This window comes from Actinomycetota bacterium (genome assembly GCA_030650795.1).
In the GTDB taxonomy this organism is placed as follows: domain Bacteria; phylum Actinomycetota; class Actinomycetes; order S36-B12; family S36-B12; genus UBA11398.
On record JAUSDJ010000026.1, the window covers coordinates 144695 to 160605 of the forward strand.

17 protein-coding genes are annotated in these 15911 nt (G+C 56.6%); 10 read left to right on the forward strand and 7 right to left on the reverse strand.

What is annotated here, in order from left to right; genetic code table 11:
* Positions 1-2 precede the first annotated feature (2 nt).
* Complete coding sequence (locus Q7L55_08445) at positions 3-683, reverse strand: response regulator transcription factor (GenBank protein ID MDO8732583.1); 681 nt, start codon at positions 681-683, stop codon at positions 3-5.
* A gap of 189 nt (positions 684-872) precedes the next feature.
* Here Q7L55_08445 and Q7L55_08450 point away from each other — a divergent pair, with 189 nt between their 5' ends.
* On the forward strand, positions 873-1211 hold the full coding sequence (locus Q7L55_08450; protein MDO8732584.1) for a cupin: 339 nt from the start codon (positions 873-875) through the stop codon (positions 1209-1211).
* Between the two features lie 28 nt (positions 1212-1239).
* Here Q7L55_08450 and Q7L55_08455 read toward each other — a convergent pair whose 3' ends face one another.
* Positions 1240-1554: a hypothetical protein gene (locus tag Q7L55_08455; GenBank protein ID MDO8732585.1), complete on the reverse strand. Its 315-nt coding sequence runs from the start codon at positions 1552-1554 to the stop codon at positions 1240-1242.
* 264 nt (positions 1555-1818) lie between these two features.
* Between Q7L55_08455 and Q7L55_08460 the strand changes: the two genes are divergently transcribed.
* A complete protein-coding gene (locus Q7L55_08460) occupies positions 1819-2022 on the forward strand; it encodes a hypothetical protein (GenBank protein MDO8732586.1) in 204 nt (67 codons plus the stop codon).
* Here Q7L55_08460 and Q7L55_08465 read toward each other — a convergent pair.
* Positions 2002-2202, reverse strand: a complete 201-nt coding sequence (locus Q7L55_08465) for a hypothetical protein (protein MDO8732587.1) — start codon at positions 2200-2202, stop codon at positions 2002-2004. The genes Q7L55_08460 and Q7L55_08465 overlap by 21 nt on opposite strands.
* A gap of 46 nt (positions 2203-2248) precedes the next feature.
* Here Q7L55_08465 and Q7L55_08470 point away from each other — a divergent pair, with 46 nt between their 5' ends.
* Together Q7L55_08470 and Q7L55_08475 are read left to right on the forward strand one after the other, a co-directional pair.
* Positions 2249-2494, forward strand: a complete 246-nt coding sequence (locus tag Q7L55_08470) for a hypothetical protein (protein ID MDO8732588.1) — start codon at positions 2249-2251, stop codon at positions 2492-2494.
* 315 nt (positions 2495-2809) lie between these two features.
* Entirely contained in the window at positions 2810-3700 is an 891-nt protein-coding gene (locus Q7L55_08475; protein ID MDO8732589.1) for a hypothetical protein, read from the forward strand.
* Between the two features lie 574 nt (positions 3701-4274).
* On the opposite strand, the gene Q7L55_08480 is transcribed toward Q7L55_08475, so the two are convergent.
* From Q7L55_08480 to Q7L55_08495, 4 genes are all read right to left on the reverse strand, one after another.
* Positions 4275-5042, reverse strand: coding sequence for a YwiC-like family protein (locus tag Q7L55_08480; GenBank protein ID MDO8732590.1), 768 nt, complete (start codon positions 5040-5042; stop codon positions 4275-4277).
* Entirely contained in the window at positions 5039-5161 is a 123-nt protein-coding gene (locus Q7L55_08485) for a hypothetical protein (GenBank protein MDO8732591.1), read from the reverse strand. Before Q7L55_08485 ends, Q7L55_08480 begins: the two co-directional genes overlap by 4 nt.
* Before the next feature lie 66 nt (positions 5162-5227).
* The gene (locus tag Q7L55_08490; protein ID MDO8732592.1) at positions 5228-6553 is read right to left on the reverse strand and encodes an MFS transporter; all 1326 of its coding nucleotides are present in this window, start codon (positions 6551-6553) and stop codon (positions 5228-5230) included.
* A 2-nt stretch (positions 6554-6555) separates the two neighbouring features.
* Entirely contained in the window at positions 6556-7950 is a 1395-nt protein-coding gene (locus Q7L55_08495; protein ID MDO8732593.1) for a nitrate/nitrite transporter, read from the reverse strand.
* 151 nt (positions 7951-8101) lie between these two features.
* Here Q7L55_08495 and Q7L55_08500 point away from each other — a divergent pair, with 151 nt between their 5' ends.
* The 6 genes from Q7L55_08500 to Q7L55_08525 are packed head-to-tail and all read left to right on the forward strand — an operon-like array spanning position 8102 to position 15853.
* A complete protein-coding gene (locus Q7L55_08500) occupies positions 8102-8713 on the forward strand; it encodes a hypothetical protein (GenBank protein ID MDO8732594.1) in 612 nt (203 codons plus the stop codon).
* Positions 8710-12405, forward strand: coding sequence for a nitrate reductase subunit alpha (locus tag Q7L55_08505; GenBank protein MDO8732595.1), 3696 nt, complete (start codon positions 8710-8712; stop codon positions 12403-12405). The genes Q7L55_08500 and Q7L55_08505 overlap by 4 nt, the downstream gene beginning before the upstream one ends.
* Complete coding sequence (gene narH / locus Q7L55_08510) at positions 12405-14033, forward strand: nitrate reductase subunit beta (protein ID MDO8732596.1); 1629 nt, start codon at positions 12405-12407, stop codon at positions 14031-14033. Before Q7L55_08505 ends, narH begins: the two co-directional genes overlap by 1 nt.
* Positions 14023-14670 carry a nitrate reductase molybdenum cofactor assembly chaperone gene (gene narJ / locus Q7L55_08515; GenBank protein MDO8732597.1) on the forward strand — a complete coding sequence of 216 codons (648 nt, stop codon included), beginning with the start codon at positions 14023-14025 and terminating at the stop codon, positions 14668-14670. Before narH ends, narJ begins: the two co-directional genes overlap by 11 nt.
* The gene (gene narI, locus Q7L55_08520) at positions 14667-15401 is read left to right on the forward strand and encodes a respiratory nitrate reductase subunit gamma (protein ID MDO8732598.1); all 735 of its coding nucleotides are present in this window, start codon (positions 14667-14669) and stop codon (positions 15399-15401) included. The genes narJ and narI overlap by 4 nt, the downstream gene beginning before the upstream one ends.
* Positions 15398-15853, forward strand: coding sequence for a molybdenum cofactor biosynthesis protein MoaE (locus Q7L55_08525; GenBank protein ID MDO8732599.1), 456 nt, complete (start codon positions 15398-15400; stop codon positions 15851-15853). The genes narI and Q7L55_08525 overlap by 4 nt, the downstream gene beginning before the upstream one ends.
* Positions 15854-15911: the final 58 nt, after the last annotated feature.

Below are 15911 nucleotides of genomic sequence, written 5' to 3' on the forward strand. Positions count from 1 at the left end.
CCCTACACGACCATGCGATAGCCGAATCCGCGCACAGTCAGCAGAAGTTCGGGATTGGCTTGGTCATTTTCGATCTTGTTTCGTAATCGGTAGACCAGATTGTCGACAATGCGGCCATCGCCCGCATTGCTGTAGCCCCAAACCTTGCGCAAAAGGTAATCACGGCTGAGGACTTTCCCGTGCGCATTGATGAGTTCAGAGAGCACGAAGAATTCGATGCGAGAGACCGCAACGGGCTGCCCGTTCTTCAGCACCTCTGCAGTATCGGGTCGCAATTCGATCGGCCCACAGGTGAGGACTTCTGGCACGGCCTCGGGAGGAACAGCCTTCCTGAACTGAGCGCGGACCCGCGCCATCAATTCCTTGGCTACAAACGGCTTGGTGACGTAATCGTCTGCACCAGCTTCCAACCCGACCACGACATCGTGGCTGTCAGCATTTGCAGTGACGATGATGATCGGCATTTGGCTGCTTGTGCGCACTCGCCTGATCAGTTCAAGGCCTTGCATACCCGGTAGACGGAGATCCACGATCATGACGTCAACCGGAGCGCTCTCAAGAATCGTGAGGGCGCGTTCAGCATCTTCAGCTTCGGTCACGGAGAAGCCATCTTCTTCAAGATTCATGCGAAGGACGAGCCGAATTGCATCGTCGTCTTCGACCACAAGCGCTGATCGCAACATATGGGCATTCAATCCTGATTCCTGTCGGTACGCCACTCAAAGGGGCTCAACTGGGCAATTGGAGTTCCATGTGACTTCGTTGAGACACAACTGCGATCTTCGTGTCAGTTTCATGCGGCCAAACCGCGCGACTATTGGACGTTGGCGTGAGCCCACATTCCTTTTTCTTGGAAAGGCGTTGAGTGGGCGATGGACGAATCCGAACTTGGCGAGGTGCTCACCACCGAACAGCCCTGGGGCAAGGAGGAGGTCTTCGCCGATGTTGAGGGTCGATTCGTTGGCAAAGTGCTCCATGTTCGCTCAGGAGAACGGTTCGCGCTTCAAATGCACTTGGACGAGGAGGAAGTCCTCTCGCTCATGTCCGGGGCCGTTCGAATCGATCTTGGTGAGGACGCTGACTCGCTTACCAGCATCGTCATGGTCCAAGGTCAGACGGTGCATTTGCTTCCCAGTTCTGTCCACCAAATTTTGGCAACCGAGGACTCAATGTTGCTCGAAGTGAGCAATGCATCCCGTGAGTTTTCCTAGCTTGCACTGTCGCGATGGAGCTGTTGGATCAGACGCTCCGATTGCGCCAGGCCTTGATCGCCAGAACTGAGAGCACACCCAGTATCACGAGCCCGAGGAACAGCGATCGCGGTCGCTTCTTTGCATCGCCAAGATTGTCGGCAAGGCCGTCTGCGCCTGACTGTGCCGCCTGGGAAAGCGCGTCTGCGCCTGCATGTGCAGCATCAGCAAGTCCGTCCGCGCTGGACTGGGCAGCATCAACAAGCATTGCCTTCACCGATGAAATGTGTTCTTGCGCTTTGTCTGGGAGATCTTTCACGGCACTTGCAATGTGATCGGTGACGTTTTTTTCGTGCTTCGACATGGCGCACCTCATTCAGAACGATTGCAGCCATCCTGAAATGTTGGGATGCCGGCTGATTACCGCAGGCTAACACTTGGTGAACGCCCCCTTCCCGTTTCGCATCGGCTCTCTCGAAGTTTCGAGACTTTCCCATTTGAATTTCCTTATCCCAAGCCAACACCGCCAATGGTCACGCACTTTGAGATGCAGATGCGACCTGAATTCCCTTGAATCCCAAGTCGAAGCACGCCAGCATGGTGCCAGCGCCAGGGAAAGGAGACCACCATGTCTCTCGAAGTTGCATGCGCGTGCGGAACAGTGCTTGAAGCCGCAAACGCTGACTCGCTGTTGGACGATGCGTACCATCATGTACAGATCGAGCACCAAGCGTTTCCCGAATCGTTCAGCCAGAGTTTCGTGCTCAATCTCATGAGAAGTGCGCAGGTCACTGCGCCAGAGATGACAACCTCAACTCGTGTCCCGCGATAGCCCTTTCGATCGCGAGGCTGGTGGCTCGTTGAGGGATTCGGCCAGATACTCGGGCTGTGCGTGCAAGCGATCCCCAGCCTTCACTGGATCCAGGCAATAGGGCCCCGGGTCGACCAAGGAATTCATCTCCACGATCTCGGCACCGACGATCCCGACCTCGTGGGCGAGCCGGGGCGGCATCGGGAACACCTAGCGAGGCGTGAGTCCGGCTGGTTCGGGCGTGCCCATGCCCGGCGCTAATGGCTGTCGGCCCTTGGGCTGCACCACGCATGCCCAGCGACATGTCACAAGGGATGTTGGCGATCGCGATGTCGGCCTTGGCTGCGACGAGACCCTCTGGAGCAATGCAGATGGGCGCACCAAAGAAGGTACGAATACCCGTTCCCACATCCGACAACGCGAGATCGCCGAAGCCGACCTCCTACTGGAACTTCCTCGGTGCGTAGCCGATGGCTTCAGCACTGGCGTTTGACTCCGGTCCGATATGACTCAGTACTCCGAGGAGTCCGCAGATGCCGCCCCACACCAAGAGCCACAGCGGGGCAAGTTCGACGAACTCATGCGCATGAAGCGCACTTGATGCGGGGATGCGTCCAATTGCCGCCCGAGGTGGTCAACGCGTTAATTGCGCTGTCCCCTACAAACGGTTACATTCAAACTAGTTACCCCGGACCCGGTGGCATAGCAATGAAGCTGCCAAGGGATTCGGGGTTTGTGCTTTCCGGTCACCGTGACCCGGCACAAAGTCGCAATCGGATCTCGCTTGCAGCAATAAACGGAGGTCGTCATGTACAAGAAAATCACTCATGATCGAATTGTTCCTATTCTTGTCGGCGCGGTTGTCATGTCGGGCATGGTCGGATTTGCTGGTAGTGCCACGGCCGCTGAGCCTGCCCCGCACACGACGGGTGCTGAGATCACGAACTTGCCTGCGAAAGCCACTCTTGTTGGAGGTAAGACTCCTGCAGAGTTGGTCACAGTAAAGATCGCGGTCCCGTCTGGTTTCGTCTGCGCAACAGATTTCAAGTCTCGTGTAGTTGGTCAGAGCAATGCGGTGACCGTCCCTGTGTCGCCTGATTGCAGTGTTTCGGGCTTCGCAAAGTGGACCGTGACAGCCAATCCCATCACTTTCGAGCGCAACGCTGTAGTGAAGTTCATCAGCACGAATGCCACACATTCCGCCAATACTGTTGGCACGCTGGAAGTGAAAGTGAATCCGGGAGCAAAGCCGGCCACACCAACGGCCAAGCCAAGCGCAACTCCAACCGCAACTCCAAGCACGACGGGTGCTGAGATCACGAAGTTGCCGGCGAAGGCCATCCTTGTTGGAGGTAAGACTCCCGCTGAGTTCGTCACAGTGAAGATCGCCGTTCCGTCCGGCTTCGTCTGCGCAACAGATTTCAAGTCTCGCGTAGTTGGACAGCGAAATGCAGTGACCGTCCCTGTGTCGCCTGATTGCACTATTCCGGGCTTCGCAAAGTGGACCGTGACAGCCAATCCCATCACCTTCAAGCGCAACGCTGTAGTGAAGTTCATCAGCACGAATGCCACACACTCCGCCAATACTGTTGGCACGCTGGAAGTGAAAGTGAATCCGGGAGCAAGGCCCGCCACACCAACGGCCAAGCCAAGCGCAACTCCCAAGCCTTCAAACACTCATGGGAATGGCAATTCCTGAAATGGCAGATTAAGAAGTGGGGCGAGCTACCAAGGTAGCTCGCCCCACTTCTTTCTTGGTTGCTGTAGTCCTGACACGTCCGTCAGGTGAACCAATCCCCCTCCCATCGCGGGCTGCTGCCGGGAGGTCGAGTAGCACAAAGATCGAAATTGCGCCGAGAAGAATCCGAGCCCAGAGACAGAATCTGCGCTCACGGACGGAGAGTTAAGCATGAGAACTCTTAACAAGATAGCCATCCCGTTGGTTGCCACGTTCGGTCTGATGGGCGCCCTGGCTGGGTGTTCAAGCACAACATAGACGCCCGATGTTGGCTCCACAGTTGAGTCTTCCTCTGGTCCTGCCGCCCCGACCGCTGATACTTCGGAGCCTGCCAGTTCCGATGCAATCACGATCGCCGATTTCGCGTTCAGTTCAGCAACGGTGAAGTCCGGCCAGAAGGTCACCGTGACGAACTCCGATGGCGTGGACCACACCCTCACGATTGCAAACTCTGGTCTGGACGTGAACGTGCCGGCCAATGGCAGCGCCACCTTCACCGCACCAACAAAGGCGGGCAGTTGTGCTCACTTCTTTCCTAGATTGATGCGAGCAAGGCGCATATCCACACGAGGATGAACATCCAGAGTTCGACTATCCCAATCGCACCGGGTCGCATGGGCCTTCGTCCAACTATCCGTGCGCGAGCGGCCATTGCAACGAACGGCACGATGAGCCAAAAGCCGTTGGGCAGCCCCCACCATGCCGCAAGGCATAAGGCAATTGCGATTGATCCATCAGCGACGACCCTGGATGTCTTGGAAAACCTGGGATCGCGTTTCTCTCGAATCAACGACTTCACATGCAGCGTCGAGCCCAGCAGAGTCAATCCACAGAGCATGACGAGGATCCACACATGTGCCGGCGCTGAACCCAGGATTGCGGGCGCCCATGAACGGTCACCTGCTCCTACGGCCCACATGATCCAGACCATGGCGGAACATTCAGTGATGAATACCAGGTCATTTTGTATTGCACGTTCATCGTTCTTTCGTGCATACCAAACATTGACCAGGAACAGCAGGAAATAGAAGCCACCCGCCCACACCAGCCAAGGTCTCTGCCAAAGAAGAATCAAACATGATGGGATCACCACAGCCAGCCAGACGGCAAACGGTCGACGAAATCTCTCGGGCCGTTTGGAGCGGACCATCCCTAAGGCTGCGTACGACATCGGATACACGGCTATCCAAGCCACAGCCAGTACTAACAGCACCGGAGTCCATGGCGCCACAACGAGCCCTAAGGCCAGGGGAAGCCCCAAGAACGCCCATGCACCATGCTGCGGCGGTAAGTAACTACTCACGAGGCCAGATCCACTGTTCGCTGCCAAGCCGGGCCACCCAAGGCAATAGCCGCTGAAGCGAAGATTTCGTTCTCCTCATTGTCGATATGACGTCGCAATAACTTTTCAAGTCCATCCATATTGGGCAGACCCCCAAAACGATTGATGCGATTCGAGAAGTCTGCCGCGCAGACTGACGAAGATTGTCAGCAGGGTTTTTCAGCACCTGGGCGGGCGTAGAACCACCAGGCGATGGCAGTTGCTACGAGGGCGAACGCGACACCGAGAGAGAAGAAGAGCATGGGCGCCATGAAAGAGAGCATCATGCCGAAAATGAACGGGCCATACGCCGCGATAGCCGAAGTCCAGCCGATTACTCCACCGGCCTGCCTTCGTTCGAAGATCATCGGCATCTGTTTGAACGTACTGGCGTTTCCCACGCCAGCAAAGAAGAAAATAGCGAGCATTCCGCCGAGAAACTTGGGGAAATCGTTGACTGACGTTGGAGACAATTGAAAGGCCGTATACAACGAACCCAGGGCAATGCCCACTGATGCAAGGACTGTCAATCGACCGCCGCCGACGCGGTCGGCGACAGGCCCGGCGATGATGCGGGCCACAGATCCAACTAACGCGCCCAGGAATGCGAACTTCAACGGGTCGATACCGGAATCGCCGAAGGATTTACTGCCGTAGAGGTTGGCGATTAGCAGGCCGAAGCCCGCAGCTAGACCTGAGAAGGTTCCAAAGGTGATGACGTACAGGTATGTCATCAGCCAAGTGTGCTTATTTTGGAATATATCCAACTGTTCCCTAAGACCGCGTACCTGAATCGGAACGCTGCGCAGCAGAATCCAGGCCAGCGCAACGGCAATCAGGACGAACGGCACCCACACGTACCCGGCATTTTGCAACCACACATCTTTAGTGGCGTTGGTTTCCTTGTTGGTCATTATCTGTGCAGTGCCACCGAGCAATGCGAAGCCGATGATCCACGGTGTCACGAACTGGACGAGGCTCACGCCGAAATTGCCGATTCCTGCTTGCAATCCAAGTGCAGTGCCCTGCTTGGAGCGCGGAAAGAAGTAAGAAGTGCTCGGCATGAATCCTGAGAAGGCGCCACCGCCAATACCGGCGAGACCGCCTAGTAGAAGGAGCACGGTGAAAGGTGTCGACGGATTCTGTACTGCCAGGGCCCAGCCTATGAGTGGAATGATGAAGAGCATGCTTGTCAGCGTTACCAACTTGCGTGTACCCATGATGGGAGGAAGAAAGGTCCAGACCAGTCTCAACGTTCCACCTGCAAGCCCTGGCATTGCAATCAGCCAATACAACTGACCCTGACTGAGGTCAAAGCCGATGCTGTTCAGTTTCGGCGCGATAGCCGAGGCCAGAAACCAGGTGATGAAGGCAAGGGTCAGGCTGAAGGTGGTGACCCACAATGTCTTCCATGCTCGCTTGGAATCCCAAGTCGCCAAGTCCTCCGGATCCCAGGCGTTGAGCCAATCTGCCCCTTGCTTTTCCTTGGTCATGCTCATGAGTGGACTCCTGACTTCTGGGCTTGGGTACTGGAGTTGTGGTCTGGGACTTGGTGGTTGGACTCATCAAGGCGAGGCGACCTGGGTTGGTCGTGTTCGAATTTGTTAGCCAGGCTGGGACTTGCCTTATGGAGAATTGACATGACAGTGAGGTGCATCCACACAGCGGCGATTAGCGTGACGATGAAGATCACGAAGAACGTGGACTGTGGGAGTGCCGACCAAGCATTGGTGTATGCAAATAGCAATGGGAGGAAGAATCCGCCGAGCGCTCCCAGCGAACCAACTAATCCGCCAACCGAGCCAACATCATTGGGAAAGTACTCTGGAATGTGCTTGAAAACTGCGGCCTTTCCGCAGCCCATTGCGCAACCCATGATGAATACGAGTCCCGTGAAGAGATAGGGGCCAACCGACCAGGGCAGGATTTCACTGGAAGACCCATCGGTACGGCTCAGCACGATATGGCCGTAAGGCATCATCAGAATGCCGGAGGCAATAAGCATTACTGCAAATGTGTAGTACATGACTTTACGGGCGCCGAAGCGGTCAGAAAGGTAGCCACCGAATGGTCTCAAGAGCGACGCCGGAAAGATGAAGAGCGCGGTCAACAGAGCAGCGGTGCTCAGGGAGAGCCCGTAGACGTCGTAGTAATACTTCGGCAACCAAGCCGCGAGAGCCACGTAGCTACCAAAAACGACAACGTAATAGAGACTGAATCTCCACACACGTGTCTGTTTCAAGGGGGACAACATGGAAGTCAGCGAACGTCCATCTGCTGGTTTGATCTCGCGATGCGGGGTGAACTTCCAAGTAGCTGCGCCCATCAAGATCAGCAGAATCATGTAGAGAAACGGAATAAACCGCCAGCCTCCTGGAATCATCCCGTTTGCGAAACCTGCGATAGGGACTGAAACAATGAGCACCGGGCCGATGAATTTGGTCACCGATGCGCCGACATTTCCGGCACCGAACACACCCAAGGCAAAGCCTTGACGGCCCTGCGGCCACCAGGCACTTACCCAGGCAATGCCTACGCTGAACGAGTTGCCAGCGAATCCCACGAGGAATGCGTAGAACAGGAGCGCGGTGTAAGAGGCCACTTGTGAAACCAAGTAGGCCGGGATCGCCGTAATCAGCAGCATGAGCACGAAGATGCGCCTGCCGCCCCATCGGTCGGCCGCAATACCGGCGGGCAGGCGCCATATTGCGCCATTGAGAACGGCCAGAGCAACGATCCACGAGAGTTGGACATCAGTGAGCCCGAATTCCTTGCGGATTGGGATGCCAAGAACCCCGAACATGAGCCACACCGCGAACATCAAGGTGAAACCCAATGTGGAAAGAACGAGAACTTGGGTCCTATCGGTCTCCAACCTGGACTTGTTCACGAAATGAACATTAACGCGAATCAATTCATTATTCGAGTTTTAATTCAATAAATCTGTACTTCTGTGGTTAATATTGCTTGTGAAGCAAAGCCTGATCAGCCAGGCCAGGCGAGAAGCCATTAAGTCTGCGCTTGGCGATTCAACAGGGCCAATGACGGTCGATGCAATCTGTGAGTTGACTGGACTAAGCGCGAACTCGGTACGGCGCGATCTTGAAGTACTCATCGCTGGCGAATCAGTGTCCCGAGAATCAGCGGAAACGCATCGTCGAGGCCGACCGAGTTGGCTCTACCGGCTTGCTGAGCGCCCCGCATCACTTTTCCAGGCGCTGGCCGAAGCGTTAAGCGCTGAACTCTCACGCGGCGGGGACCCATCAATGGCTGCCCGCGCAGCGGAATACTGGACTCATTCGCTTCCTGCCTTGAGCCCCTCAGACTCCCCCGATCAAGCTGTCGAGGAGGTCAGCGATGCACTCAATCGTCTCGGGTTCGACGCCACCGAAAGTGAACTGGGTGACTCAATCTCCATCACCTCATGTCAATACTTGAAGCTGGCAGACGCGAATCCGGTGATCTGCGAGATCCACTTTGCACTCGTGGAGCGTCTCCTGCAACAAACCGGACAACCGGTAACGGCCCAGTCGTTGGATGTCTCAGTTCGACCGGGCGTGTGCGTAGTCCACTTGAATCGCTTAGATCTCGTGCCTGTGCGCGTCATCACCCATAAAGAAGTCGACACGAGGTCCGAAGGGAACGCATTGTGACCGTCACCGAGGATTCGAGCAGCGCGACATCGGAGTTTCTCGTGCGGGCTGGACGTTTTTTCACTCCTGGAACGGTCTCGAATGACTTACGAACAGTGACAAGAATCGGTGGGCGTGATGGCGATGTCTTCTACCGCGATCGTTGGAGTCACGACAAAGTTGTGCGCAGCACTCACGGCGTGAACTGCACGGGATCGTGCTCGTGGAAGGTGTACGTGAAGGACGGCATCATCACCTGGGAAACACAGCAAACGGACTACCCCTCAGTTGGCCCCGATAGTCCAGAATACGAGCCGCGTGGTTGTCCTCGTGGTGCTGCATTCTCTTGGTATACCTACTCACCCACACGTGTCCGCTACCCATACGTGCGTGGGGTGTTGTTGCAGGCCTATCGCGAGGCAAAGCTCTCCAATCCTGATCCCGTGGATGCTTGGGCTGCCGTTGTCGGCGATTCCGAGACGCGAAAGCGATACCAGCAAGCGCGAGGTAAGGGCGGTCTGATTCGTGCGACGTGGCCTGAGGTGCTGGAGATCATCGGCGCCGCGCATGTGCACACCATCAAGGCACACGGGCCTGATCGGGTCTTCGGTTTCTCCCCGATTCCTGCAATGTCCATGGCTTCGCACGCTGCTGGGGCAAGGTTTATCAGTCTTCTGGGTGGCTCGATGCTCTCCTTCTACGACTGGTATGCGGACCTTCCTGTGGCCTCGCCTCAAGTCTTCGGAGATCAGACCGACGTTCCCGAATCCGCAGATTGGTGGAACGCCTCATATTTGATCATGTGGGGCTCGAATGTTCCTGTCACACGCACGCCGGACGCGCATTTCATGGCTGAGGCTCGCTACCGCGGCCAAAAAGTCGTCACGGTCTCCCCCGACTACGCCGACAACACGAAATTCGCCGACGAGTGGCTGGCCCCGCATCCAGGCACTGACGGTGCTTTAGCGATGGCCATGGGGCACGTTGTCTTGAAAGAATTCTTCATCGAACGCCAAGTGCCACGGTTCATTGAATACGTGAAGACGTACAGCGACTTGCCATTCATCGTGAGTTTGAAGGAAAAGGACGGCGCCTGGGTACCGGACAAATTCATTACTGCCGCCGACCTTGGCGACAAGAGCGAAGAAGCGGTCTTCAAAACGGTCATTGTGGATGCAGCGACTGGAAGACCACACGTACCGAATGGCTCACTAGGTTTCAGATTCAACGACAACGGAAAAGGCAAATGGAACCTCGACTTAGAAGGTATCGATCCAGCACTGTCGCTTTACGGTGCCTCGGATACTCACGCAGTTGAGGTCCTCCTCCCCCGCTTCGACGTTGGTCAGACCGAAAACGAGGGTGGCGGAGTGCACAGCCGCGGAGTTCCCTCGGCTCTGCTGGACACAGTTGGCGGAGAACGACGCGTCACAACAGTCTTCGACTTGCTATTAGCCCAGTACGGAGTGGGCCGCCCAGACCTACCCGGACAATGGCCGACCGGCTACGACGATCCTGAGCCATACACGCCGGCGTGGCAGGAAGAGATCACTGGGGTCCCCGCGGAAATGGCTGAACGTATTGGCCGCGAATTTGCACAAAATGCAGAGGATTCGGGCGGTCGTTCAATGATCATCATGGGTGCTGGCACGAATCACTGGTTCCATTCCGACACCATTTATCGAACTTTTCTAGCGCTCACGACCTTGTGCGGAACACAAGGGGTCAATGGCGGCGGGTGGGCACACTACGTCGGCCAGGAAAAATGCCGACCCGTAACAGGATGGGCGCAACTTGCTTTCGGCTTGGATTGGTCGCGTCCTCCGCGCCAGATGATCGGGACGGGGTTCTGGTACGTACAGACCGACCAGTGGCGTTATGACCGGCTGGGTGCTGACTTGTTGGCATCCCCGTTAGCGGAAGGCCATTTCACCGGTCGGTCAATGATCGACACAATGGCTCAGTCGGCGAGGTCTGGCTGGATGCCTTCCTACCCTCAGTTCGATCGAAACCCGCTAGACATTGTCGACCAAGCGGAAACTCTAGGACAGGATCCAGCCGCGTACGTCACCGACCAACTCAAGAGTGGCGAGTTGAAGTTCGCGATTGAAGACCCCGACGCTGAGGAGAATTGGCCCCGCATTCTGACCGTATGGCGGGCCAACTTGCTGGGATCGTCCAGCAAGGGCAACGAATTCTTCTTGAAGCACCTTCTGGGCACGAGCAATGCCGTGCGGGCCGACGAAGCGCCCGAAGGCGAGCGACCGCGCGACATCAAGTGGCGAGACGAGGCGCCTGAGGGCAAACTGGACCTTCTCGTCAGCATCGATTTTCGAATGACAAGCACGGGACTGTTCGGCGATATCTTGCTGCCCGCTGCAACTTGGTATGAGAAGCATGACCTGGCGTCGACCGACATGCACCCCTTCGTTCACGCATTCACACCTGCCATCGACCCGCCATGGGAAACGCGAAGTGACTATGACATTTTCCAGTCTCTTGGACGTGCAGTCTCAGATCTATCGCCCGGGCATCTCGGTGTGAAACGAGACCTCGTCGCGGTCCCACTGCAACATGACACCCCTGATGAAATGGCAGTACCGGGCGGGGTCGTGCGCGATTGGAAGACCGGTGAAGTGGACTTGATTCCCGGAAAAACCGCGCCAAAATTTGTCGTGGTTGAACGCGACTATTCGGCAATTGGCGCGAAGATGTCGGCGCTTGGACCACTCACGGAGCAGTTAGGGATGACGACCAAAGGCGTGCCATATTCTCCCGTCGAGGAGATCGGCGTACTTGCTTCAAAGAACGGGGTGATCCCCGACGGACCAGCTGCGGGACGACCCTCCTTGGTAAGCGATATCCATGCATGCGAAACGATCCTCGCTTTATCGGGTACCACCAACGGTCGGCTCGCAGTGCAAGGTTTCCGCGCCCTGGAAGAGCGCACAGGGCAGCCTCTTGCCGATCTGGCCCTGGAAGAAGAGGGTAAACGAATCACCTTCCCTGATACCCAGTCCCGCCCCGTCCCAGTCATCACCAGCCCTGAATGGTCAGGCAGCGAACACGGTGGGCGCAGGTACACGGCATTTTGCATCAACGTCGAGCGGCTCAAGCCGTGGCACACGCTCACCGGACGTCAGCACTTCTTTCTCGACCACGACTGGATGAGCGAAATTGGTGAGAACATGCCAACCTTTCGTCCGCCGCTTAATCTCCACCGACTCGACGGCAACCAACACACCGGCGCCGGAAAGGAAGTGACCGTGCGCTACCTCACCCCGCATTCAAAATGGTCAATCCACTCCGAATACCAAGACAACCTGTTCATGTTGTCGCTTTCGCGCGGTGGACCTGAGATCTGGATGAGCCCTCAGGACGCCGGTGCCATCGGAGTCAAGGACAACGAATGGATTGAGGCCTACAACCGCAACGGCGTAGTGGTAGCGCGAGCAATCGTCTCCCACCGCATGCCCGAAGGAACGGTCTACATGTATCACGCCAAAGACAGAACAATCGACGTGCCCAAGGCCGAAACATCGGGGCTTCGCGGAGGAATTCACAATTCGCTTACTCGCCTCATGATCAAACCGACTCACATCGTTGGCGGCTACGCCCAGTTGTCCTTCGCCTTCAACTACCTCGGCCCAACCGGCAACCAACGAGACGAGATCACCGTGATTCGGCGTCGTTCACAGGAAGTCGATTACTAATGCGCGTCATGGCCCAGATGGCGATGGTGATGAACCTCGACAAGTGCATCGGTTGCCACACCTGCTCGGTGACATGCAAGCAAGCCTGGACCAATCGAACTGGCGTCGAATACGCGTGGTTTAACAACGTCGAAACTCGCCCAGGTCAGGGTTACCCGCGCACGTACCAGGACCAGGAAAAGTGGAAGGGAGGGTGGAGTCTGAAGCGCGGAAAGTTGCGCCTGCGATCAGGTGGGCGCATGAAACGCCTGCTCCAAATCTTCAGCAACCCCAATCTGCCGGTCCTGAGCGACTACTACGAGCCTTGGACGTACGACTACGACACCCTCATCTCCGCACCATTAGGCGAGCACACCCCTGTTGCCCGTCCCCGATCCTTGATCTCAGGCAAACCCATGAAGATCGCTTGGTCAGCGAACTGGGACGACGACCTCGCAGGTGGACCTGAATTGGCGCCCCTGGATCCTGTTCTGGTCAAAATTCGCGACCAGGTATCCGATCGCGTGAAAATGGAATTCGAGCAAGCCTTCATGTTCTACCTGCCACGGATTTGCGAACATTGTCTCAACCCGGCTTGCGTAGCCTCTTGCCCCTCAGGTGCCATGTATAAGCGCTCTGAGGACGGCATCGTCCTTGTAGATCAGGATCAATGTCGAGGCTGGCGCATGTGCGTCAGTGGCTGCCCGTATAAGAAGGTGTACTTCAATCATCAAACGGGTAAGGCCGAGAAGTGCACTCTTTGTTACCCACGCATTGAGGTGGGTCTCCCAACTGTGTGCGCGGAAACCTGCGTTGGCCGACTTCGCTATATCGGACTCTTTCTTTACGATGCAGACAAGGTCACCGCCGCAGCGGCGACTGAAGACGAGCATCAACTGCTGCAGGCTCAAATTGATCTCCTGCTGGACCCAAACGATCCAGCTGTGCAGGCGGCCGCGCGACGTGACGGAATCGCCGAAGACTGGATTGACGCTGCACGGAGGTCCCCTGTCTACAAACTTGCCAAGGTCTACAAGATTGCGCTCCCCTTGCACCCCGAATACCGCACGATGCCGATGGTCTGGTACGTCCCGCCTCTATCACCTGTTGTTGACGCGTTGCGCGATACGGGCCACGATGCCGAGGACGCTGACAACTTGTTTGGTGCCCTCGATTCCCTTCGCATCCCCATTGAGTACCTGGCAGAGCTCTTTACGGCAGGTGACGTTGCACCTGTCGAGGCCTCGCTTCGTAAGTTAGCTGCAATGCGTTCCTATATGCGTGACGTCAATCTCGGTCGCGACCCAAGACCAGAAATACCAGAGTCCGTCGGGATGGACGAGGAAACCATGTACGAGATGTACCGACTCCTCGCGATCGCGAAATACGAAGACCGGTATGTCGTTCCCAAGGCACACGCTGAATCTGCACGTGATCTCGAGGAACTGGCTTGCGCAGTCAATTACGAGTCCGACTCCGAGGGTGCTTCGGGCCCGTTTGGGCAATCTTCTGGTCGCCCGGTGCCGGTAGCTGTCGAGACGTTTCACTCGCTGAAGAAACGTCAAACATCCGAAGTTCTCATTCCTTTGGAGTCACTAAGCCTCAACCTTCGAAATTGGATCGGTTCTGGAGACTCCGATGAACACTGACTCGCTGGAACCCAACTACATTGCGGGTGCGCGGCTGGCCGCCTCCTGGCTACTGTCGTACCCCGACGACCTGCTGCTCTCGCGGCTGGATCAGATCGCAACTGCAGTCGCTGAATTCCCATCCAGCACAGGAGCCCCGCTGCAATCGTTCTTGGACCATGTTCATGGCACACCATTGATTGAGATCCAACAGCACTACGTCATGACCTTTGACATGAAGCGCAAAGCGAGCCCATACCTGAGTTATTGGACCGACGGAGATACCCGCAACCGCGGACGGGCCATCCTGCGCTTCAAGCAGGCCTACCTCGAAGCAGGATTCGACCTGGGTAGCGAGGAACTCGCAGATCATCTCTGCGTCGTCCTCGAATTCGCTGCGGTCGGAGACCCACTCACCGGAAATGCGTTACTTGCTGAACACCGCGGTGCCATCCATCTCCTGCGCGATGCACTGGCCAGCATGGATTCGGCATATGTGCATGTGCTCGATTCGGTGATCGCCACTCTCCCAAGCCTGACCCCTGAAATTCGCGAACGGATGGCTCACCTTGCTGCCTCCGGACCGCCCGTCGAGCAGGTCGGGCTAGAACCATTCGGAGTCAGTATCACTATTGAGCCAATCGGGTCACGTCGGTGAGCACCGTCGATATTCTGCTGTGGGTCGCGCTGCCATACGTGACTATCGCTGTATTTCTGACCGGGACACTCTGGCGCTACCGCTACGACAAGTTCGGCTGGACCACTCGCTCAAGCCAACTTTACGAACGCAAGTTGATCCGCATCGCCAGCCCCATCTTCCACATTGGCATCCTCGCGGTACTCATGGGGCACATTTCCGGTTTGCTCATCCCTGAGAATTGGACGCAAGCCGCTGGTCTGAGCGAGGACGCCTACCACCTGATGGCAGTGGGACTCGGTGCTGTCGCTGGAGGCTGCACCCTTTTCGGTATGTCCATGCTCATCTACCGCCGCCGTACTAACGGCCCAGTACTTGCAGCTACCACCAAGAACGACAAAACCATGTACCTATTCCTTGTCGCTGCGATCTGCTTGGGCCTAGTCACAACGATTGTCGCATCGGGCATCCTTGGGGATTCCTATGATTATCGTGAAACAGTTTCGCCATGGTTTCGGTCGATCTTCCTGCTCAATCCACAACCGGAATTGATGGCCGCGGCACCGCTGTCGTTCCACGTGCATGCAATCGCGGGCATGCTCTTGTTCATCATCTGGCCATTCACTCGCTTAGTGCACGCCTTCAGCGCCCCGTTCGGCTATCTATTTCGGCCCTATGTGGTCTATCGCGGTCGTGATCCGCAAGAATCCGGCAATCGCCCACCCCGTCGGGGTTGGGAAAGCGTTCGTTGACTCCCACCCATGCGCAGTTCCCTGCCGGCGAGAATGACACCGGACGAACAACTCAGATGCCGGACTCCACGATGCTGTTTGTCAGGATGTCAGAGGGACCGCTCAAGATCAGAGATACCACCCTGACTTCGGCACTCACCCACGCCGGAGTAGTAGCAACGCCAGTCGACATCGATGCGCTGGAAGTCTTCGTCCAGACACCCACCGCAGGGGCTGTGGTGCAATTCATTGGACGCGTGCGCGACCATGACCACGATCGGCCGGTCACCTCGCTGAAGTACGAAGCCCACCCCCACGCGAGTCATACCCTCTTGGAACTCACCAACAAGATCGCCGGCCAGTACTCAGGAATGGGTGAATTGCCTGTGACCGCCAACGCGTTATCTGACGCGCAATGCAGGCAACACAACTCAAGGCCGGCCGGGCGGCCTTCGGACGCAGAACACAGGTAGGCGCTTTGCCGAAGTCCGTCCGCTCCTCAGCAATCACGTCCCAGTACTCCATTTCCAA

Bases quoted from the DNA above. Each gene is read 5' to 3' on its own strand.
- Q7L55_08445 (MDO8732583.1), bottom strand. From the start codon at position 683: ATGTTGCGATCAGCGCTTGTGGTCGAAGACGACGATGCAATTCGGCTC.
- Q7L55_08450 (MDO8732584.1), top strand. From the start codon at position 873: ATGGACGAATCCGAACTTGGCGAGGTGCTCACCACCGAACAGCCCTGG.
- Q7L55_08455 (MDO8732585.1), bottom strand. From the start codon at position 1,554: ATGTCGAAGCACGAAAAAAACGTCACCGATCACATTGCAAGTGCCGTG.
- Q7L55_08460 (MDO8732586.1), top strand. From the start codon at position 1,819: ATGTCTCTCGAAGTTGCATGCGCGTGCGGAACAGTGCTTGAAGCCGCA.
- Q7L55_08465 (MDO8732587.1), bottom strand. From the start codon at position 2,202: ATGCCGCCCCGGCTCGCCCACGAGGTCGGGATCGTCGGTGCCGAGATC.
- Q7L55_08470 (MDO8732588.1), top strand. From the start codon at position 2,249: ATGCCCGGCGCTAATGGCTGTCGGCCCTTGGGCTGCACCACGCATGCC.
- Q7L55_08475 (MDO8732589.1), top strand. From the start codon at position 2,810: ATGTACAAGAAAATCACTCATGATCGAATTGTTCCTATTCTTGTCGGC.
- Q7L55_08485 (MDO8732591.1), bottom strand. From the start codon at position 5,161: ATGGATGGACTTGAAAAGTTATTGCGACGTCATATCGACAATGAGGAG.
- Q7L55_08490 (MDO8732592.1), bottom strand. From the start codon at position 6,553: ATGACCAAGGAAAAGCAAGGGGCAGATTGGCTCAACGCCTGGGATCCG.
- Q7L55_08500 (MDO8732594.1), top strand. From the start codon at position 8,102: ATGACGGTCGATGCAATCTGTGAGTTGACTGGACTAAGCGCGAACTCG.
- narH (MDO8732596.1), top strand. From the start codon at position 12,405: ATGCGCGTCATGGCCCAGATGGCGATGGTGATGAACCTCGACAAGTGC.
- narJ (MDO8732597.1), top strand. From the start codon at position 14,023: ATGAACACTGACTCGCTGGAACCCAACTACATTGCGGGTGCGCGGCTG.